17 protein-coding genes are annotated in these 21,026 nt (G+C 61.5%); 7 read left to right on the forward strand and 10 right to left on the reverse strand.

The annotated features are described in order from the left end of the window. Nucleotides 1-39 precede the first annotated feature (39 nt). Nucleotides 40-1,119: a tRNA epoxyqueuosine(34) reductase QueG gene (gene queG / locus HQ912_RS25815; RefSeq protein ID WP_173407449.1), complete on the forward strand. Its 1,080-nt coding sequence runs from the start codon at nt 40-42 to the stop codon at nt 1,117-1,119. Here queG and HQ912_RS25820 read toward each other — a convergent pair. Both HQ912_RS25820 and orn read right to left on the reverse strand, forming a co-directional pair. Then, nucleotides 1,101-1,715 carry a trimeric intracellular cation channel family protein gene (locus HQ912_RS25820; RefSeq protein WP_171061284.1) on the reverse strand — a complete coding sequence of 205 codons (615 nt, stop codon included), beginning with the start codon at nt 1,713-1,715 and terminating at the stop codon, nt 1,101-1,103. The two genes, queG and HQ912_RS25820, sit on opposite strands and share 19 nt — an antisense overlap. A 260-nt stretch (nt 1,716-1,975) precedes the next feature. Beyond that, complete coding sequence (gene orn / locus HQ912_RS25825) at nt 1,976-2,518, reverse strand: oligoribonuclease (protein ID WP_047227302.1); 543 nt, start codon at nt 2,516-2,518, stop codon at nt 1,976-1,978. Between the two features lie 252 nt (nt 2,519-2,770). Between orn and rsgA the strand changes: the two genes are divergently transcribed. Continuing rightward, entirely contained in the window at nt 2,771-3,802 is a 1,032-nt protein-coding gene (gene rsgA, locus HQ912_RS25830) for a small ribosomal subunit biogenesis GTPase RsgA (protein WP_092395734.1), read from the forward strand. Nucleotides 3,803-3,970: 168 nt separating this feature from the next. Here the strand turns inward: rsgA and motB are convergent, their stop codons facing one another. Both motB and motA read right to left on the reverse strand, forming a co-directional pair. Further along, a complete protein-coding gene (gene motB, locus HQ912_RS25835) occupies nt 3,971-5,008 on the reverse strand; it encodes a flagellar motor protein MotB (RefSeq protein ID WP_107321460.1) in 1,038 nt (345 codons plus the stop codon). A 1-nt stretch (nt 5,009) separates the two neighbouring features. After that, nucleotides 5,010-5,861: a flagellar motor stator protein MotA gene (gene motA / locus HQ912_RS25840; RefSeq protein ID WP_047227299.1), complete on the reverse strand. Its 852-nt coding sequence runs from the start codon at nt 5,859-5,861 to the stop codon at nt 5,010-5,012. Between the two features lie 166 nt (nt 5,862-6,027). Between motA and HQ912_RS25845 the strand changes: the two genes are divergently transcribed. The 4 genes from HQ912_RS25845 to HQ912_RS25860 all read left to right on the forward strand — a co-directional run bounded on the left by HQ912_RS25845 (nt 6,028) and on the right by HQ912_RS25860 (nt 11,260). Next, nucleotides 6,028-7,566, forward strand: coding sequence for an HDOD domain-containing protein (locus HQ912_RS25845; RefSeq protein ID WP_047227298.1), 1,539 nt, complete (start codon nt 6,028-6,030; stop codon nt 7,564-7,566). 42 nt (nt 7,567-7,608) lie between these two features. Then, nucleotides 7,609-8,424, forward strand: coding sequence for a thiosulfate sulfurtransferase (rhdA, locus tag HQ912_RS25850; RefSeq protein ID WP_047227297.1), 816 nt, complete (start codon nt 7,609-7,611; stop codon nt 8,422-8,424). 19 nt (nt 8,425-8,443) lie between these two features. Then, the gene (gene asd / locus HQ912_RS25855; RefSeq protein ID WP_047227296.1) at nt 8,444-9,304 is read left to right on the forward strand and encodes an archaetidylserine decarboxylase; all 861 of its coding nucleotides are present in this window, start codon (nt 8,444-8,446) and stop codon (nt 9,302-9,304) included. A 195-nt stretch (nt 9,305-9,499) separates the two neighbouring features. Next, on the forward strand, nt 9,500-11,260 hold the full coding sequence (locus HQ912_RS25860; RefSeq protein WP_047227295.1) for a hypothetical protein: 1,761 nt from the start codon (nt 9,500-9,502) through the stop codon (nt 11,258-11,260). Between the two features lie 92 nt (nt 11,261-11,352). Here the strand turns inward: HQ912_RS25860 and serB are convergent, their stop codons facing one another. After that, on the reverse strand, nt 11,353-12,567 hold the full coding sequence (gene serB, locus HQ912_RS25865) for a phosphoserine phosphatase SerB (RefSeq protein ID WP_173407450.1): 1,215 nt from the start codon (nt 12,565-12,567) through the stop codon (nt 11,353-11,355). Between the two features lie 133 nt (nt 12,568-12,700). Here serB and HQ912_RS25870 point away from each other — a divergent pair, with 133 nt between their 5' ends. Next, nucleotides 12,701-14,218: an AhpA/YtjB family protein gene (locus HQ912_RS25870; RefSeq protein ID WP_047227293.1), complete on the forward strand. Its 1,518-nt coding sequence runs from the start codon at nt 12,701-12,703 to the stop codon at nt 14,216-14,218. A 237-nt stretch (nt 14,219-14,455) separates the two neighbouring features. On the opposite strand, the gene HQ912_RS25875 is transcribed toward HQ912_RS25870, so the two are convergent. The 5 genes from HQ912_RS25875 to parE form a co-directional block, all read right to left on the reverse strand. After that, entirely contained in the window at nt 14,456-15,160 is a 705-nt protein-coding gene (locus tag HQ912_RS25875; RefSeq protein ID WP_047227292.1) for a membrane integrity-associated transporter subunit PqiC, read from the reverse strand. A gap of 179 nt (nt 15,161-15,339) precedes the next feature. Then, nucleotides 15,340-17,604, reverse strand: a complete 2,265-nt coding sequence (parC, locus tag HQ912_RS25880; protein WP_047227291.1) for a DNA topoisomerase IV subunit A — start codon at nt 17,602-17,604, stop codon at nt 15,340-15,342. Between the two features lie 10 nt (nt 17,605-17,614). Then, a complete protein-coding gene (locus tag HQ912_RS25885; RefSeq protein ID WP_173407451.1) occupies nt 17,615-18,136 on the reverse strand; it encodes a TIGR02281 family clan AA aspartic protease in 522 nt (173 codons plus the stop codon). After that, on the reverse strand, nt 18,133-19,119 hold the full coding sequence (locus HQ912_RS25890) for an esterase-like activity of phytase family protein (RefSeq protein WP_076382908.1): 987 nt from the start codon (nt 19,117-19,119) through the stop codon (nt 18,133-18,135). The genes HQ912_RS25885 and HQ912_RS25890 overlap by 4 nt, the downstream gene beginning before the upstream one ends. Beyond that, on the reverse strand, nt 19,119-21,023 hold the full coding sequence (parE, locus tag HQ912_RS25895) for a DNA topoisomerase IV subunit B (protein ID WP_047227288.1): 1,905 nt from the start codon (nt 21,021-21,023) through the stop codon (nt 19,119-19,121). Before parE ends, HQ912_RS25890 begins: the two co-directional genes overlap by 1 nt. Between the last annotated feature and the right edge of the window lie 3 nt (nt 21,024-21,026).

A 21,026-nucleotide genomic window follows, 5' to 3' on the forward strand; every position in this document is an offset into this window, starting at 1 on the left:
CAGAATTATACGCATCTCAGCTCCGGTTTCTCTCGCCTCATGCCCGTCATTCCCACAGACCTCCCCGCCCTCGCCCAATCCATCAAGGACTGGGGCCGCGAGCTGGGTTTCCAGCAAGTCGGCATCAGCGGCCTGGACCTTGCCGAGCATGAGCAACATTTGCAGCGCTGGCTCGACGCGGGCTATCACGGCGAGATGGACTACATGGGCGCCCACGGCAGCAAACGCTCGCACCCCGAGGAACTGGTGCCGGGCACATTGCGTGTGGTTTCCCTGCGCATGGACTACCTGCCGGGCGACACGCAAATGGCGCAGATGCTCGGCCAACCGGAAAAAGCCTACGTCTCGCGTTATGCATTGGGCCGCGATTACCACAAATTGATCCGTAAACGCGTGCAGCAACTGGCAGAAAAAATTCAGGCGATCATTGGTCCCTTCGGTTATCGCGCCTTCGTTGACAGCGCACCGGTGCTGGAAAAAGCCATCGCCGAGCAGGCAGGGCTGGGCTGGATCGGTAAAAACACCCTGGTACTGAACCGCAAGGCCGGCAGCTATTTCTTCCTGAGCGAACTGTTCGTCGACCTGCCGCTGCCGGTTGACCCGCCCCACGCCAGCGAACACTGCGGAAAATGCACCGCATGCCTGGACATCTGCCCTACGAATGCCTTCGTCGGCCCCTACGTCCTGGATGCCCGACGCTGCATTTCCTACCTCACCATCGAACTCAAAAGCGCCATCCCCGAGGAACTGCGGCCATTGATCGGCAACCGGGTGTTCGGTTGCGATGACTGCCAGATCGTCTGCCCGTGGAACCGCTTCGCCCGACCATCCGGAGAAAGCGACTTCAAACCGCGACACAACCTGGACAACGCCGGGTTGGCCGAGTTGTTCATGTGGGACGAGGAAAAATTCCTCAGCAGTACCGAGGGCTCGCCCCTGCGCCGCGCCGGGTACGAACGCTGGTTGCGCAACCTGGCGGTGGGGCTGGGGAATGCACCTTCAACCATCCCGGTCATGCAAGCGCTTGAAGCGCGGCGCGATTACCCATCGGAACTGGTGCGCGAGCATGTGGAGTGGGCGTTGCGCCAACACGCCGAGCGTCAGACCTCGTCGTTGTAGACGAACTTCGGCATTTCCCAGTGAAAGCGGATCGCCAGGAGCCGCAACAGGAAACCGCCGAACAAGGTGATGAGGATCGCCTGTTCACTCGGCAACTGCAGATAGACACACAGCATGTAACACCACGCTGCGGCAAACGAAACGCTGGCATAGAGCTCGCGACGGAAGATCAGCGGGATATCGTTGCAAAAAATGTCACGCAGGATGCCACCAAAAACGCCGGTAATCACGCCACTGACCGAAGCCACCAACATGCCATGGCCCATTTCCAGGGCGGTCATGCAGCCGATCAGGGTGAACGCCACCAGGCCCACGGCGTCGAGCACCAGGAATAACGAGCGCAAATGGCGCATCCAGCGCGCCAGGATCACCGTCAGCATCGCCGCCGCGGTGGTCAGCACCAGATATTCCGGGTGCCTGACCCAGGTGAGCGGGTAATGACCGAGCAGCACATCGCGCACCGAGCCGCCACCCAACGCGGTGACGCAGGCGATCAGCACCACGCCGAACCAGTCCATGCCACGACGCCCGGCAGACAAGGCCCCAGTCATGGCTTCGGCGGTGATGGCGATCAGGTAAAGCATCAGCAACATGATGGCGGTCCTTGCAGGAAGGCGCGCAGTCTAGCCAGTTTGGGCAGGCACCAAAAGAGGGCGCGACACCGTCTTCTGCCTGAGCGCCATGCCGCCCGTTCAAACTACCCCTGTGGCGAGGGAGCTTGCTCCCGCTCGGCTGCGCAGCATTCGCCAAACCGGACAACTCGATCTACCTGAAGCTGTTGGGCCTGCTTCGCAGGCCAGCGGGAGCAAGCTCCCTCGCCACAAAAGCGTGCTCGCACAACAGCCGAGGAGCCGACTTAGAACTTGATGAAGTGCTTACGGTAGTGCTGCAGCTCGGCGATGGACTCGCGGATATCGTCCAGGGCCAGGTGGCTGCCGCCCTTCTGGAAGCTGTCACGCACCTCAGGTGCCCAGCGGGCGGCCAGTTCCTTGAGGGTGGAGACGTCCAGGTTGCGGTAGTGAAAGTAGCTTTCCAGGGATTTCATATGGGTATAGAGAAAGCGACGATCCTGGCAGATGCTGTTGCCACAGATCGGTGACTTGCCCTTGGGCACCCACTGCTCAAGAAAGGCGATGGTTTGGGCTTCGGCCTCAGCCATGCTGATTTTGCTCTCGCGCACCCGTTGGGTCAGGCCTGAGCCGCCGTGCTGGCGAGTGTTCCACTCGTCCATACCCGCCAGGACCTCGTCGCTGTGATGGATCGCGATCACAGGGCCTTCGGCCAGGGTGTTGAGATCACTGTCGGTGACGATGGTGGCCATTTCGATGATGACGTCGGTGTCCGGGTTCAGACCGGTCATTTCAAGGTCGATCCAGATCAGGTTCTGCGGGTTCTGCATGGGGGAGCTCCTCGGCGTAGCTGCGCAGTTTAGCTTAGGCTTTGAACGAAAAGTGCCTGCGCGACGATCATGCTGCGTTGAAAACAGCCTCGGAATGCTCATTGACCACCAGTCAACGCCGCTTCCTCGCCTGTTTTCGCCCTGCCTGCTCGCTGCTCGGCGACTTTTCGTTCAAACCCGAGGCTGGGCCTTGAGCGTGCTAAACTCGCGGCCGTTTTTACCTAATCGCTGCATTCTTCATACGGAACACCCATGGCCAAACGCCAACTCAATCGTCGTCAAAACTGGCGCATCGAAAAGATTCAGGGCGAGCGCGCCGCCCGCGCCGCCAAACGCGAATCCAGCGCGGTACAAGCGCTGGAGGGCGGCGATCTGGGCCCTGAACAGACCGGTCTGGTGATCGCGCACTTCGGTGTACAGGTCGAGGTCGAGGCCCGTGAAGGCGAATTGGCCGGCCAGGTATTCCGCTGCCACCTGCGAGCCAACCTGCCGGCCCTGGTCACTGGTGATCAGGTGGTCTGGCGTGCCGGCAACCAAGGCATCGGCGTGATCGTGGCTCAACTGCCGCGCCACACCGAACTGTGCCGTCCGGACAGCCGAGGCCAGCTCAAGCCGGTGGCGGCCAACGTCGACATGATCGTCATCGTCTTCGCCCCGCTGCCCGAGCCCCACGCCAACCTGATCGATCGCTATTTGGTCGCGGCCGAACACGCCGGCATCCGCCCCTTGTTGCTGCTCAACAAATTCGACCTGATCGATGAACACAACGCCCCGGCGCTGAACGCATTGCTCTCGGTCTATCGGCAATTGGGCTACCCGGTGCTGGAAGTTTCGGCTCACCACGGCGATGGCATGGAGAAATTGCAGGAACAACTGGACGGGCGCATCAGCGTGTTTGTCGGCCAGTCCGGTGTCGGCAAGTCGTCGCTGGTCAACAGCCTGCTGCCGGAAGTCGAGACGCGCGTCGGGCCGTTGTCCGAGCTGTCCGGCCAGGGCACTCACACCACCACCACGGCGCGGTTGTTCCACTTCCCCGGCGGCGGTGAATTGATCGACTCGCCGGGCATCCGCGAGTTTGGCCTGGGCCACGTCAGCCGAGCCGACGTGGAAGCGGGGTTCATCGAGTTCAACGACCTGATCGGCACCTGCCGTTTCCGCGACTGCAAGCACGACCGCGAACCCGGTTGCGCCCTGCTCAAGGCGCTGGAAGACGGTCGTGTGCAGCAGCAACGGATGAACAGCTATCGCTCGATCATCGCCAGCTTGCCGGAAAGCAGTTACTGATCTGAAAGGAAGGCAAGCCGGACACAGTTGTGGCGAAGGGATTTATCCCCGCAGGGGCGCGAAGCGCCCCCCCTTTATCACCCCGAATATCAGATGAAAAAAGAGGGGCTGCTTCGCAGCCCAACGGGGATAAATCCCCTCGCCACAGGTTTACGCTCGCCAGTCAGGTCACTGCGCAGGCGGCTCGGCCGGTTTCGGCGCGAGATCATCGAACAGATTCAGACGTTCGCGCACCTCATGGGCGGGAACAGGCTGCTGGTCCGCCGGCAATGCGTTCGGATCCGCCGCCGCGCCGGGCGTAACCGGCACTTCACCCGGCGCGCCGGCGCCCTGGGCCGGGTCCGGCGCCGGGTCATCGGTTTGCGAACCTTCGATGGCTTTCTGGGCCTTCTTGGTCAACACCACGATATCGATCCGCCGGTTGACCGGGTTGAACGGGTCTTTGCGGTCGAACAGCGCCGAGGAGGCATAACCGACCACCCGCGCCACCTGCTCGTCCGGATAACTGCCGGCCACCAGGGCCCGACGAGCCGCATTGGCGCGATTGGCGGAGAGTTCCCAGTTACCGAAATCGCCTTTGCCGATGAAGGGCTTGGCATCGGTATGACCACTGATGCTGATCTTGTTCGGCACCGCTTTGATGGTGTCGGCCATGGCCAGCAGAATATCTTCGAAATAAGGTTTCAGGCGCGCGCTGCCAGAGTCGAACATCGGACGGTTCTCGGCGTCCATGATCTGGATGCGCAAGCCGTTCGGCGTGATTTCGAACAGGATCTGGTCCTTGAACTTCTGCAGTTGAGGGTTCTCTTCGACTTTGTTCTGCAACTCTTGCAGCAACAACTCCAGACGCTCTCGCTCGACCTCCTCGGCCATGCCTTCGGCGTCATTGGCGTCTACCTTCGCCTTGTCGGGCTGAGGCTGGGATTCGACTTCAGGGTTGAGGGTGTTTTCCGGCGCCAGGACCGGCGAGCCGCCCAGGTCGATGATATACGGCGTGCCGCTTTCGGAAAAACCCACCGGGTCCTTGAAATAACCGGCGATGGCGATTTTCTGCTCTGGAGTCGCGGTGGACAGCAGCCACAGCACCAGAAAGAACGCCATCATCGCCGTCGCGAAGTCGGCGAAGGCGATTTTCCAGGCGCCCCCGTGATGCCCGCCGGCTATGCGCTTGACGCGCTTGATAATGATCGGCTGGTTGTTTTCCATCTTAGCGACCGCGAACCGCTTGTTCTAACTCGGCGAAGCTTGGACGGTGCGCCGGGTACAGGACCTTGCGACCGAACTCCACAGCCAGCGATGGAGGCATGCCCGAAGCCGAGGCCACGAGCGATGCCTTGATGGCTTCGTAGACATTGAGTTCTTCCTTGGCGTCGTGGGCCAGGGAATGGGCCAACGGGCCAAAGAAGCCATACGCGGCGAGAATACCGAAGAAGGTACCTACCAGTGCCGCACCTACGTGCAGGCCGATAGATGCCTGGTCGCCTTCGCCCAGGGAGGCCATGGTCACCACGATGCCCAATACCGCCGCGACGATACCGAAACCCGGCATGCCGTCGGCGATGCCGTTGACCGCGTGAGACGGGTGCTCCAGATCTTCCTTGAGGCTGTACAGTTCCATGTCGAACAGGCCTTCGAGCTCATGGGGAGCCATGTTGCCGGACGACATGATGCGCAGGTAATCACAGACGAACGCCGTCATGCGCTCATCCTTGAGTACCGTGGGGTACTTGGCGAAGATCGGGCTGGACGCTGCGTCTTCGATATCCCCTTCGATCGCCATCATGCCTTCGCGGCGGCTCTTGTTGAGGATCTCGTAGATCAGCCCCAGCACCTCAAGGTAGAAAGTGTGGCTGAAACGCGAGCCGAACATGCTCAAGGACTTCTTGAGCACGTGCATCGTCATGTAGCCGGGGTTGGCTTGCAGGAATGCGCCAAGGGCCGCGCCGCCGATGATCAAGACCTCAAAGGGCTGGACCAGGGCGGCAATCTTGCCATGGGAGAGCACGTATCCGCCCAGAACGCTCGCGAACACGACAATGATGCCGATAATTTTAGCCATAGATAGAAAGTACTTATTTAAGTCGGGTTCAAGGTCATATTCGGAAGCTGAAAAATCTCTTCTTCTACTTATCGGCAAAACTGCGCCAGACTATAGCCAGTTCAGGCGAAAAGCCAATTTGCCCCGTTCCGGGCGTAGATACTCCCTATGATGATCGCGTCCAGCCATGGCTAATGAAACGAAGGTTCCAACTCCACGACCGAACACGCTCGAAGGCTGGGTCAAGCTGCTCGAGGGCGTCCATCTGCCAGTGCCGCAAGCCAGTCATGACCTGGTCTGCAAAGCCATTGCCGACAGCCGCCGCTCACTGCGCGACATTGCCGAGCTGATCCAGGACAGCCCCGCCCTGGCGCTGAGCGTCATTCGTGAAGCCAACCATCACACCCATGGCAACTTTGCCGAACCGGCAGAAAATCTCGAAGTGGCCATCAACCGCCTCGGCCTCAAGCGCACCGAAGAACTGCTCGCCCGACTGCCCTCGTTGCCGGAACAGCAAATCCCCCTCGCGCTGCGCCAACTGCAATTGATCAGCCAGCACGCAACGCAACAGGCCAATGGTTTTTTTGCCAGCCGCCTGGCGCGGCTATGGCAAGACATCCACTGGGGCAGCCTGCTGTTTCTGTCACCGCTCTGGCCGCTGGCCCTGACTCATCCGGGATTGCTGGGCGAGTGGGAATTGCGGGTTGTCCATAAAGGCCAGTCAGCGAGCAAAGTGGAGCGCGAGTTGTTCGGCGTCAGCCTGCTGAAAATCTGCCTGGCGCTGGTAGAGACCTGGCGCCTGCCGGTCTGGGTGGCGCAGGGCTACCGCCTGCTGCTCAACGAACGCCGCGAGCTGGTGAAAGTCCTACGCATCGCCCGGGACAGTGAACACCCGCTGCGCCAGCAGAATCGCCTGGACGATGACCCGACCCTGCGGCGCTGGCTCAATCAGCCAGCCAACACAGTGCTGCTAGCCAACGGCCTGGCCCTTTCAGCGCAACAGGCGTGGGACGGCCCTCACAGCACCCGCTGGCAATATCTGACAAGTTTGTATCTGCAGATGTCCATGGATGACGTCCAGCAGCAATTGCACCAGCAAGCCGTCATCAGTGCCCGCCACAACACCATGCCGGACCTCTGGCATCCGGCTGTGGCGTTGATCTGGCCCTGGGGCAGCCGACGCGTCCACCCGGGGCTGCTGCCGGCCGCCCCGCCCAGCGCCGAAGACCTGACCCAGTGGCGCAAGCAATGCGCCGAATTGCTGCTGGAACCGAGCCCGTTCAGCAACGCCATGCACCTGACCACCTCGGCACGGGACGCCTTGGTGGCCTGCGGCATGCGGCGAGTGATGATTCTGATGGCCGACCGCAGCCAGACCAGCTTGCGCGTGCATCAGATCGCCGGCCTGCCCAAAGAAGCGGCGGCCATGAGTTTTTCCATCAGCCAAAGCAAAGTGTTGCAACGGTTGCAGGCCCAGCAGGCCCAGGTTCGCCTGAACCCGGACAACAACGCTCAGTTTTCGGCGTTGCTGCCGCCGGGCCTGCGCAGCCTGTTTCGCGGCGAACACCTGCTGTTGCGTTCACTGACCTGCAACGGCCGGGTGATCATGCTGGTGGCGGTGGACCAGGGCGGCGGGCCCTTCTCGGACGTGACGGTGCAGGCCTTCGGCAAAACCGTGCAGTGTATCGAACGCGCCTTGCACAGCTTTACCAACCGCGGTCGCTGATCTTGATACAATCTTTTCCCTTTGCGCCCCTGGAGACCTCACATGCCTGACTTCTCTGGCTTGCCGCTGGTAATCGAGCCGAGCGACCTGCTGTCGCGCCTCGACGCCCGCGAACTGATTCTGGTGGACCTGACCAGCGCCGCCCGCTACAGCACCGGGCACATCCCTGGCGCACGCTTCGTCGACCCCAAGCGCACCCAACTCGGCCAGCCCCCGGCACCAGGTCTGCTGCCAGCAAAAGCCGACCTCGAGGCGCTGTTCGGCGAACTGGGGCACAACCCGAATGCGGTCTACGTGGTCTATGACGATGAAGGCGGTGGCTGGGCCGGGCGCTTTATCTGGCTGCTGGATGTGATCGGCCATTCGAACTACCACTACCTCGACGGTGGTTTGCTGTCGTGGCTGGACGAAGGCCTGCCGGTGTCCACTGAAGTGCCGCCGCCCGCCACAGGCCCGGTGAGCCTGACCCTGCACGATGAACCCACCGCCACCCGCGAATACCTGCAAAGCCGCCTCGGTGCCGCTGACCTGGCGATCTGGGACGCACGCGGGCCGCTGGAATATTCCGGCGAGAAAGTCGTCGCAGCCAGGGGCGGACATATTCCCGGCGCGATCAACTTCGAATGGACCGCCGGCATGGATCAGGCACGCAACCTGCGCATCCGCAGCGACATGCCGCAGATCCTCGAACAGTTGGGCATCACGCCTGACAAAGAAATCATCACCCATTGCCAGACCCACCACCGCTCTGGCTTCACCTATCTGGTGGCCAAGGCGCTCGGTTATCCGCGAGTCAAAGGCTATGCCGGCTCCTGGGGCGAATGGGGCAACCACCCTGATACCCCCATCGAGCTCTGAAGGTTCTTAAGGACAGTTAATGAAAAACCGCTTGTTCATCCTCAGCCAATACCTGCTACCCCACCACCTGCTGTCTCGGCTGGCCGGCTGCATTGCCGAATGCCGCGTGCGCTGGTTCAAGAATGCCTTCACCCAATGGTTCGCCAAACGTTATCAGGTGGACATGTCCCAGGCGCTGGTCGAAGACCTTACGGCCTACGAGCACTTCAATGCGTTCTTCACCCGAGCGCTGAAAGAAGGCGCCCGCCCGCTGGACCCAACACCGGGAGCGATCCTCAGCCCCGCCGACGGTGCCGTCAGCCAACTCGGTCCCATCGAGCACGGCCGGGTATTCCAAGCCAAGGGCCACAGCTTCAGCGTGCTGGAACTGCTGGGCGGCGATGCAGCCAACGCAGCGCCGTTCATGGGCGGCGATTTCGCCACCATCTACCTGTCGCCCAAGGACTATCACCGCGTGCACATGCCACTGGCCGGCACCCTGCGGGAAATGGTCTACATCCCGGGACGGATTTTCTCGGTGAACCAGACCACCGCCGAAAACGTTCCGGAACTGTTCGCCCGTAACGAGCGCGTGGCGTGCATTTTCGACACCGAGCGCGGGCCGATGGCCGTGGTGCTGGTGGGCGCGATGATCGTTGCCTCCATCGAAACCGTCTGGGCCGGCCTGGTGACGCCACCCAAGCGCGAACTGAAAACCTTCCGTTACGACGAAGCCGCCCGGGCGCCGATCCACCTGGAGAAAGGCGCCGAGCTGGGCCGCTTCAAACTGGGATCGACCGCCATCGTGCTGTTCGGCCCGAATCAGGTGCAATGGGTCGAAGACCTGGTGGCCGGTTCGCCGGTGCAGATGGGCCAGGGGTTGGCATTGCCAAAAGCCTGATTCACGCCCTTGGAAGCCGGCTTGTGGGAGCAAGGCTTGCCCGCGATGAACGATAACGCAGTCTGAAACAAAGACCGCGGCGCCTGCATCGCGAGCAAGCTTGGCTTCCACAGCACATCCAGCGCGGCGCGCTTCTCTGTCAGCTGCTAGAGTTGGGAACATCCCTTTCATTTCCCGCCGGAGCCCATCCACGGCATGAATGAGACCAGCCCTCTCCAGCTTTCGCGCGTTCTGACACCGACCCAGTCGCGCCTGTCGTTCTGCGACGCCACGCCGCGCGACCTCAAGCGCTGGATCGCCAACCTGCCCAAGGCCAATATCGGCGAAACCGCACGCCTGTTGTACCAGGCCATCGGCGAACTCAACCAACTGATCACCCCCAGCGATAATCGCCTGCAACTGCTCGAATTGTTGCGGCCCGAGGTGTATTACGTCTGCAAACACCTGGAGCGGCATTTTTTGCAACAGGCCATCGTTCTGGATGAGCGCTCGCGCAAGATCGTCAACCTGTGCCAGGCCCTGCAAACCCAATTGGCCATGGGTTACAAACAGATCGTCGCGCGCATCTCGCCGAAATACTCCAAGGACCGCGCCCGGCTGCTGAGCACCGCGCTGCAACGCGCGATGCATGCCCTGGACGGCACGCTGCTGCGTATCAGCCAGTTGTATAGCCCGGTACCCGAAGGGCTGTGGCTCGATTTGCATCAGTTGTACCGAATCGCCTGCCACCATCGGCTGCAACACCTCAGCGTCAGCGATGAACTGGCCAGCCAGGTGCACCAGTTGAATGTCGAGCAAACCTACGTGGTCGCCCTGCTGCTGGGCACCTCACGCAGCAATCAACTGCGCCAGGGCCAGATTGCGCGACTCGTCGAGGTGCTCGAATCCTGGAGTCAGAAGGTCACGCTGGACCCGGCCACCACCGCCACGAGCCTGTTCGCCGTTGCACCGCAACTGGATATCGGGCCGCGCTATCGCTCCAAGTTCAGGGCCGAGCAACAGCCCAGCCTGCTGGGTTTCGATCCGCAGCCGCTGGTGCGCGCCATTGCCACTCATCTGGAGCAACCCGACGATCACACCTTGCCCGTGCCTGGCGCAATGAACGCCGACACCTTGCATCACCTGCAAGCGGCCTGGGGCGAAGCGGTCGAACGCAGCTTCCAGCGCACGGAGGGCAACGGCACGCTGACGCTCTGCGTGGGCATGAGCGCTTTGCACTATTACCTGGGCGGCGAGCGCTCTTTCAGCGAAATCCTCAAGGACTCTGCAACGCGCAAGGCCCGGTTCGAGGCCACACCGACCAAGACCAACGACACCTGGAGCCAGGCTTTCGACGCAGCTGCGGCCGGTGACAGTGATCTGTTGCCCTATGAAGAAATCGAGTACCCGGTCAATCCAGCCGATGACGACGGCGCCAGCTCCGACAACCAGCACCACTTCGCGACCTACGACCTGCCCATCATCAATCACAGCCCCGGAGGTTACTGCCTCGGCTGGCCGAAGGAGGTGCCTGAGCAACTGCAGGCCGGGGAAATGGTCGGCATTCGCGACACTAACGATCAAGCCTGGAGCATCGCCGTGGTGCGCTGGATCAGGCAAGTGCGCAATGGCGCCATGCAAATGGGTATCGAGCTGGTCGCGCCCCATGCCCAGCCTTGCGGGCTGCAACTGGTACGAGAGAAGGATGAGCATGGTCACTACCTGCGAGGGCTGCTGTTGCCTGAGATCAGCGCCATTGACCTGCCTCCCACCATGATCGCGCCCCGCCTGCCTTTCCAGGAAGGCCAGCAAGTGTTGATCAACACCAACGGCCAGGAACGCCGCGCCAGCTTGGACCGACGGGTGACCAGCACGCACAGCTTCAACCAGTTTGCTTATCGACAGGAGGACTCAGCGACCACCGGAGATGGCCACGACAATGAAGGGGATTTTGATTCGTTGTGGAAGTCGCTTTAGACCGCCAACACATAACCCTTTGCGAAGAGAGAGCTCTCTGTGGGAGCAAAGCTTGCTCCCACAGATAAATCCCCTTGCCACAGGAGATTGAGTCAGAGCTGCCCGTCGCGATCCCTGAAGCCCAACAGATACAACACCCCATCCAACCCGAGGGTGGAGATCGCCTGCCGGGCCGACTGCTTGACCAGCGGCTTGGCGCGGAACGCCACGCCCAGACCGGCGATCGCCAGCATGGGCAAATCGTTGGCGCCGTCGCCCACGGCGATGGTCTGTTCCAGGCGCAGGCCTTCCTTCTCGGCCAGTTCGCGCAACAGATCCGCCTTGCGCTGGGCATCGACGATCGGTTCGACGGCCACGCCCGTGACCTTGCCATCCACGACTTCCAGTTCATTGGCGAACACATAGTCGATGCCGAGTTTGGCCTGCAACTGCTTGGCAAAGTAGGTGAAGCCCCCCGACAGGATCGCGGTCTTGTAGCCCAGACGCTTGAGTTCGGCGAACAGGGTTTCGGCGCCCTCGGTCAGGCGCAAGGAAGCGCCGATGGAGTCCAGCACGTTGACGTCCAGGCCCTTGAGTAGCGCCAGGCGCTCCTTGAAGCTGGCGCGAAAATCCAACTCGCCGGCCATGGCTCGCTCAGTGATGGCCGAGACCTTGTCGCCCACACCCGCGGCCTTGGCCAGTTCGTCGATGACTTCGGCTTCAATCAGCGTCGAATCCATGTCGAATACCGCCAGGCGACGGTTGCGGCGGAACAGCGAGTCTTCCTGGAACGCGACGTCGACATTCAACTCCTGGGCCACGCTGAGGAACTCGGCACGCAGCGCCTGGGGATCGGCCGGCTCGCCGCGCACGGAGAATTCGATGCAGCCCTTGCCCTTGTCATCCGGCGTATCCAGCGGCATGCGCCCGGACAAACGGTCGATGTGGTCGATGTTCAGGTCGTATTTGGCAGTGATCGAACTGACCCGCTGCAATTGCTCGGCGGTAACCTTGCGGGTCAACAGGGTCACGATGTGACGCTTCTTGCCCTGGCCATTGACCCAATGCTGGTAATCGGCTTCGGACACCGGGGTGAAACGCACCTGTTGGTCGAGCTTGTAGGCGGTGAACAGGATGTCCTTGAGCACCGACTTGCTTTGCTCGGCGTCCGGGATTTCAACCAGGATGCCGAACGACAGTGTGTCGTGAATCACCGCCTGACCAATGTCGAGAATGTTCACACCACCCTGGGCCAGAACGCCGGTAATGGCCGCAGTCAGACCCGGACGGTCACTGCCAGTGATGTTTATCAGGACGATTTCGCGCAAGGCGCACCCCCGCAGGTGGAAAAAAACCGCATTCTACCCACTTTCAGTGACCATCGGGCACCGTCGGTGCTTTGCCGGTCATGGGCCTGTCGCTATACTGCGCGTCAATTTCACGGACAAAGAGCCGAGCTCAGTGAACCGGCCCACGCCAGTCAAAACCGACAATTTCTTTCTGCTGATCTTCCGTGCACTGCGCCACCGTCGCGTGCCGATTGCATTGCGCATTGCCAGCCATAACGTGATCCTGGTCGCCCTGGCCCTGGTGATCTATGCCTGTGTGATGGGCCTGCAGTTCAAGCAGGCAATGCACGAGCAGGCCGATGCCCTGGGCGAGAGCCTGACCACGCAGACCGCCACGTCCGCCACTGAGCTACTGGTGTCCAACGACATCCTCAGCCTCAACGTGCTGCTCAACAACCTCACCAAAAACAAACTGGTGGCCCACGCCGCCATTTATAGCGTGGACAACCGCATCCTCGCCGAAGCCGGCCAGCGTCCCAAGCCGGGCCTGCTGGGCGAATCCGGCGGCATGTACCAGAGCAGGATCACTTTCCAGGACGTGACCGCCGGGCAACTGCGCATCAGCCTGGACATGGACCAGTTCCAGCAGCCGATGACCATCAGCCTGCAAAGCATGGGCATCCTCAGCGCGATATTGCTCGCGCTGGCGCTGGCCTTGAGCTTGCGCCTGGGACGGCACATCTCTACGCCATTGCTGCAACTGCGGGTCTGGCTGCGGGATATCGACGAGCACACCCCAGCGACCCAGCGCCAGGACGAAATTGGCGATCTGGCTCGGCAACTGCACGCCAGCTTCGCCCCGGAACCTGCCCCCGTGCCGGAGCCTGAAGACATCGACTACAGTGACGACGACGAAGCCGAACCAGGTTTCGAAGTGCGTAACCTGCGGGACCCGGACTTCGATGAAAGCCAACCTCTACCCGCCTCCAGGCCCGGGCCACGCCGCGTGGTCCGCACGGTAGAGGACGATGAAGACGACGATGCTTTCGCCGACCTGCGTGACGACTCAATCGCCGATGAGCCGCAATCGGTCGCCAGACCCGTCGCCTCGGACCTGCCCCAACACAGTGCCGTGCTGGCCGTGCAACTGGGCGCCCAGGACCAACTGCGCCGACTGCCCCAGGCGCGCCTGAAGGAACTGCTTGAGCGTTACCGCGACTGCCTCGACCAAGCCGCATCGCTGTATCAGGGCCAACTGCACACCCTGAACGATGGCAGCACGCTGATGCTGTTCCACACCGAGGACAGCGGTGATGACTACCTCACCAACGCCATTTGCTGCGGTGAGTTGCTCAGAGCCCTGGGACACCAGTTGCAGATCGAAGTCGCCGACAGCGGCATCACCCTGCAATTGCAGTTGGGCCTGACCTTGGGTGACGGGCTGTTCGGCCTGAGCCAGATCGACCTGCTGCTGACCGAAACCGCCCAGGACGCCCTGGCCCTGTCGCAGCACAGCCGCAACTTGCTGCTGGTGGAGCGCAAGATCAACGACGATGCCCTGATCCGCCAGCGCGCCCGCATCCGCCCTATCGCCAGCCCGGAAGGCGCATGCTGCGTCGAGCGACTGATGGAGCCCTATCCGTCGATGCTGGAGCGACAACTGGCGCGGATGCATGAGCGTCAGGCCTGAGCCTCAACACCTGAAATGACGAAGCCCGCAGATGAGTGATTGTCTGCGGGCTTTTTTGTGGCCTTCGCCTACCTCATCGCGAGCAAGCTCGCTCCCACAGGGACCTCTGCTAGCCACAGATCCAGTGTGGGAGCGAGCCTGCTCGCGATGAGGCCGGCATAGACACCCGAGACTGCACCCCACAGAAACAACAAAGCCCGCATCAACGCGGGCTTTGTTTTGCATCCAGTTCAACCATCAGAACCTGAACACTTCCATGTCCGTACGGATCGGCAAGGCCATTGGAATCTTGTCCTTTTCCTTCTCGACCTTTTTGGTCGCTGCAGGAGCAGATTTGCGAGGCACCTCTGCGACAGGCGGCTGGTTGGCCAAAGGCTTGAGCGCCACGGACAGTTGCTCGGCCAGACGTTGCAGCAGCACGCCCTGAGCCTGGACCTGCGCAGCGGTACCGCCGGCATGTTGCTCCTGCAGATGAATGATCCGGTTCTCGCGAACCTTTCCGCGACGATCGATCAGGCGCCACTGGGCATCCAGTACCGCCGGTTGCGATTCGCCCGAATCCAGCCGAGTAATCGACAGCAAGACCTGAACATCCGGGGTAAAGCCCTGGGTGGCCGGCGCGAGTACTACGCGCTGGCTGTCCAGATGCCCGGCGACCTGACGCAGCAACAGCTGGTCAATGTCCGACGACAGGCTGCCGGCCCAACGACCGTCGGTGGCGGCCTGCAGGCTGCCGTCCGGTTGGCGTTGCAATAGGGTTTCACGTTGCAGGTAATCGGCAATCAATACCGGGCCCAGTAATACCGCCATGCCTGCGCTTTGTGCAGGCTGGGCCGGGTTTCCGCTGTCGAGTTGATACAGCGACACTGGCTGATTGACGCTACAGCCCGCCAGGCCAAGCAGGCCGGCGAGCCACAAAATAGGAAGGCGCAGAGCAGTCATCGTCCCGTCCAGGTGGCGGCCACAAGGCTTACCACAGTGAAAAAATACTCGGTCAATATGAAGAACGCTCGGCCACGCCGGCGCTTGAAAGGGCCTATCATCCGTGAATATGCGCTCCGACTCCAGCGCGAAAGTGCCGATCTGCGGCTTTTAATCGCAGACCGAGCGCTCTAGCACGCTTAATTGAGGTTTTCGACGAGCAGTGCATCGACCCGCTGAAACCCTCTCGGAAGCTTGTTGCCCCGCCGACCGCGTTCACCTTTGTAGTGTTCAAGATCGTCTGCCTTCAACGAAAGCGTACGCTTTCCAGCCTGCAGCACAAGCGTGGCGCCTTCCGGCAACACTGCAATATCCGTGACATATTCCTCACGACTTGCCACCCGTTCGCCGGAAATACCGATGATCTTGTTGCCTTTACCTTTACCCAACTGTGGCAAGTCACTGATTTTGAAGACCAGCAACCGACCTTCGGTCGTCACCGATGCCAGCCAGTTGTTCTCACGATCGGACACAGGTCGCGGCGCTATGACCTTGGCGTTATTCGGCAGGCTCAACAACGCCTTGCCCGCCTTGTTCTTGGCTTGCAGGTCCTCACCCTTGACGACAAACCCGTAGCCGGCGTCCGACGCAATAACGTACAGCCCGTCATCATCAGGCATCAGCACGCATTCAAAAGTTGCACCCGGTGGAGGAGTTAATCGACCGGTCAGTGGCTCGCCCTGTCCGCGAGCCGATGGCAGGGTATGCGCCGGCACCGAATAACTGCGCCCGGTGGAGTCGACGAACACCGCAAACTGGTTGGAACGCCCGGCCGCCAGGGCCTTGAAGCCATCCCCGGCCTTGTAGGAAAGCCCCGTCGCGTCAATATCATGACCTTTGGCAGAGCGTACCCAACCTTTTTCTGACAGCACGACAGTCACTTTCTCGTTCGGCAGCAGATCGTGCTCACTCAGCGCCTTGGCTTCGGCGCGCTCGACGATAGGCGAGCGACGGTCGTCGCCGTAGGTTTCGGCGTCCTTGAGCAGTTCGGTGCGCACCAGCTTCTTGAGCTTGGCTTCGCTGCCCAGCAAGGCTTGCAGCTTGGCCTGCTCCTTGAGCAGTTCATCCTGCTCGGCCCGCAGCTTCATCTCTTCCAGCCGCGCCAGTTGCCGCAGGCGGGTATCGAGAATGTAGTCGGCCTGGATTTCGCTCAAGGCGAAACGCTCGATCAGGCTGGCCTTGGGGTGCTCCTCGGTACGGATGATATGAATCACTTCATCCAGGTTGAGGTAGGCAATCAGCAAACCGTCCAACAGGTGCAGGCGACGTTCGACCTTGTCCAGGCGAAATTGCAGGCGCCGGCGCACGGTCTTGACCCGGAACTCCAGCCATTCCACCAGCAGCGCCCGCAGGTTTTTCAGCTGTGGCTTGCCGTCCAGACCGATGATGTTGATGTTGACCCGGTAGCTGGACTCAAGATCGGTACTGGCAAACAGGTGCTGCATCAGCGCGTCATGATCAACCCGACTGTTGACCGGAATAATCACGATCCGGCAGGGGTTCTCGTGGTCGGATTCGTCGCGCAGGTCAGCGACTTGCGGTGCTTTCGACGGTTTTGCCTGCATCATCGCGGCAATTTGTTCCAGCACCTTGGCCCCGGAAACCTGGTGCGGCAGGGCGGTGACGATGATGTCGCCATCTTCGATGTGGTACACCGCGCGCATACGCACCGAACCGCGACCGGTTTCGTAGATCTTCAGCAGGTCGGCGCGCGGGGTGATGATTTCCGCTTCGGTTGGGTAGTCCGGGCCCTGAATGTGTTCGCAGAGCTGCTCCACCGTGGCTTTGGGCTCGTCCAGCAAGCGCACGCACGCGGTGGCCACTTCCCGCAGGTTGTGGGGCGGCACATCGGTGGCCATGCCCACAGCGATACCGGTGGTGCCATTGAGCAGGATGTTCGGCAAACGCGCTGGCAACACCAGGGGTTCATCGAGAGTACCGTCGAAGTTCGGCCCCCAGTCCGCGGTGCCCTGGCCCAGCTCGCTGAGCAGCACTTCGGAATAACGCGACAGCCGTGCCTCGGTGTAACGCATGGCAGCAAAAGACTTGGGATCGTCTGGCGCACCCCAGTTCCCCTGGCCGTCCACCAGGGTGTAGCGGTAGCTGAACGGCTGGGCCATCAGCACCATGGCTTCGTAGCAGGCCGAGTCACCGTGGGGATGGAACTTACCGAGCACGTCACCGACGGTACGCGCCGACTTCTTGTGCTTGGAATCGGCATCCAGCCCCAGCTCACTCATGGCGTAGATGATCCGCCGCTGAACCGGCTTCAGACCGTCGCCGATGTGCGGCAAGGCGCGGTCCATGATCACGTACATGGAGTAATTGAGGTAGGCATTTTCGGTGAAGTCAGCCAGCGACCGGCGCTCTACGCCGTCTAAGCTGTCTGCAAGAATGTCGCTCATGCGGGCCTCATCAGTTCGTTGTCTGGCGCAGCAACATGGTGCCGCCGCGCTGGGTAAATTCAAGTTTGTTCAGGGCGCTCATGCCCAGCAGCACTTGCGTGCCGCCCAGGCCTGGCGCCACCAGGGCACGGACATCGCGCAATACGATGTCACCCAATTGCAAACGGTCGATACGGGTGCGATAACCCTCGCTCAAACCGTTGGCGGTGCTCAACATCACACCGAAACCTTTTTCCAGCTTGAGGCGCGCGGCCAGCTCCTGCGGGATCGCCACGTCCGTGGCGCCGGTGTCGAGCATGAAGTCCACCGGTTGGCCGTTGATCTGGCCGCTGGCGACAAAATGCCCCTGTTTATTGCTGACCAGCTTCACCTCGATAAAACCTTCACCCTTTTGCGAATACACCTCGGTATTGGGATTCTGCGCACGCTGCTCCCACTGGGCAAAAAACCGCGTCGCCAGAAACAGCGCCGCGCACCAGGCCAGTATCATCAACACCCGGCCGGCGCGCTTGCCCGGCGGTTGCTGGCTCATGGCGTGGCGCCCCAACCACCGTCCGGCGCGGCAAAGCGCCAGATGATCGGCCGCCGTTCACCGTCGGCCCGTGCCCCGTCGTTGTTATCCAGACCAACCCAGGCGCCCTCGGCATCCACCACCAGCGCTTCGGCCAAGCCGTAGTTCTGTGAATAACGACGGTTTTCCTGCAACGCCTCGGCGGCGAACGACCAGCAACGCTCCACTTGAGCGGTTTGCGAGTCACGCCGGCAGATCTGATAAGCGTTGCGCTCCAGGGTAAACAGCTTGCCGTCGAACAGTGACAGATCGGCGAAATCCCGTGATACCGCCCGGGCATTGAGAAACTGCTCAGGTTGCATCTGCTTCCCCGCTTCACTGAGCAACACGCAGTTGCCATCACACTCCCACACCGCTTGCTGACGCTTGATCAGCAACAACCCGCGACGCTCCCGCTCAGCGGCCAGCCATAGCTGATCACCGGCCGGATTGATCGCCAAGCCTTCAAACAACGCATTGAAATGCAGCAACATGCCGCTGGCCCGCGCCTGGCGGATCATCGCCGGTCCGATTTTCAACCAGGACGCGGCGCCCGTCGGCGACACCTGCAACACCGCGGCATGGGATTCACTGACCACGTAGCGATTGCCGGCACTATCACAACTGATGCCTTCGAAATCCAGTTCGCCACCGCGCAGGTACGACGCCGCCCAGGTCCGCGATCTCAAACCCCACGGCAAACCGCTGTCCGGCACCGGCGGCACCTCGATTTCAACGGCTTCTGCCTGCCAGACCGGCGCATCAGAAGACTTGAGACGGTAGATCCGATCGTCATCGCGATCCGACACCGTCCACATTTCACCCCCGCACACGGCCAGCCCGGACAAGTTACCGCCACGCAAATCCTCGACGGCATGCTCGGACAGCAACTTCAACTGCGGTGCAGGACCTGCGACCACCACCCCCGCCCACAGCAACAACGCCAGGGCGAAACCGTTGCGCATCAGGCCAGCACCTCGGCCAGGTCCCCTTTGGATTCGAGCCAGGACTTGCGATCGCCAGCGCGTTTTTTCGCCAGCAGCATGTCCATCATTTCCGAGGTCGCTTCGAAATCATCCAGGGTCAACTGCACCAGGCGGCGCGTGTTCGGATCCATGGTGGTTTCGCGCAGTTGCGGCGGGTTCATCTCGCCAAGGCCCTTGAATCGGGTGACCTGCGGTTTGCCGCGTTTCTTTTCGGCCACCAAACGATCAAGAATGCCATCGCGCTCGGCTTCGTCCAGGGCGTAGTAAATCTCTTTGCCCAGGTCGATACGGTACAGCGGCGGCATCGCCACGTAGACGTGACCGGCGTCCACCAGCGGGCGGAAATGCTGGACGAACAACGCGCAGAGCAACGTGGCGATGTGCAGACCGTCGGAGTCGGCGTCGGCGAGGATGCAGATCTTGCCGTAACGCAGTTGGCTCATGTCCGCGGCGCCCGGATCGACACCGATGGCCACGGCAATGTTATGCACTTCCTGGCTGGCCAGCACTTCGCTGCCGTCCACTTCCCAGGTGTTGAGGATCTTGCCGCGCAACGGCAGGATCGCCTGGAACTCTTTGTCCCGCGCCTGCTTGGCCGAACCGCCGGCGGAATCACCTTCCACCAAAAACAGCTCGGAACGCATCGGGTCCTGCCCGGCACAGTCAGCGAGCTTGCCGGGCAACGCCGGCCCCTGGGTGATGCGCTTGCGCTCGACCTTCTTGCTGGCCTTGAGGCGCCGGCCGGCGTTGTTGATCGCCAGTTCTGCCAGGGCCAAGCCGGTTTCCGGGTTAGCATTGAGCCACAGGCTGAACGCGTCCTTGACCACCCCGGAAACAAACGCCGCCGCTTCGCGGGACGACAGACGCTCTTTGGTCTGGCCGGAGAATTGCGGCTCCTGCATCTTCATCGACAATACGAAGGCAATGCGCTCCCAGACGTCTTCCGGCGCCAGCTTCACGCCACGGGGCAGCAGGTTGCGGAACTCGCAGAACTCGCGCATGGCGTCGAGCAAACCCTGGCGCAACCCGTTCACGTGGGTGCCACCCTGAGCGGTGGGGATCAGGTTGACGTAGCTTTCCTGGACGCTTTCGCCGCCTTCGGGCAGCCACAACAGCGCCCAGTCCACCGCTTCCTTATTACCGGCCAGGCTGCCGCAGAATGGCTCGTCCGGCAGGCGTTCGAAACCGTTGACCGCGTCCACCAGGTAAGAACGCAGGCCGTCCTCGTAATGCCACTCGACTTTCTCGCCGGTGGCCTTGTCCTCGAAACTGACCAGCAGCCCCGGACACAACACGGCCTTGGCCTTGAGCACGTGCTTGAGGCGGGTGACGGAGAATTTAGGCGAATCGAAATACTTCGGGTCCGGCGCAAAATACACGCTGGTCCCGGTGTTGCGCTTGCCGACGGTGCCGACCACTTCCAGTTCGGTGGCCTTGTAGCCGTCGGCGAACGTCATCTGGTATTCGTTGCCGTCACGCTTGACCCGCACGCGGACCAGGGTCGACAAGGCGTTGACCACGGAAATACCCACCCCGTGCAAACCGCCGGAGAACTGGTAGTTCTTGTTGGAAAACTTGCCGCCCGCGTGGAGCTTGGTGAGGATCAACTCGACGCCGGATACGCCCTCTTCAGGGTGAATATCCACCGGCATACCGCGACCGTCGTCGCTGACTTCCAGCGAGTGATCGGCGTGCAGGATGACCTGCACCGAACGGGCGTGCCCGGCCAAGGCTTCGTCGACACTGTTGTCGATGACTTCCTGGGCAAGGTGGTTCGGCCGACTGGTGTCGGTGTACATGCCGGGGCGCTTGCGCACCGGGTCGAGGCCCGAGAGGACTTCGATGGCGTCTGCGTTATAAGAGCTAGCGCTGGGAGTGGCCATGGG

Origin of the sequence: Pseudomonas sp. MPDS (genome assembly GCF_013283895.1) — a bacterium.
Lineage (GTDB): Bacteria > Pseudomonadota > Gammaproteobacteria > Pseudomonadales > Pseudomonadaceae > Aquipseudomonas > Aquipseudomonas rhizophila.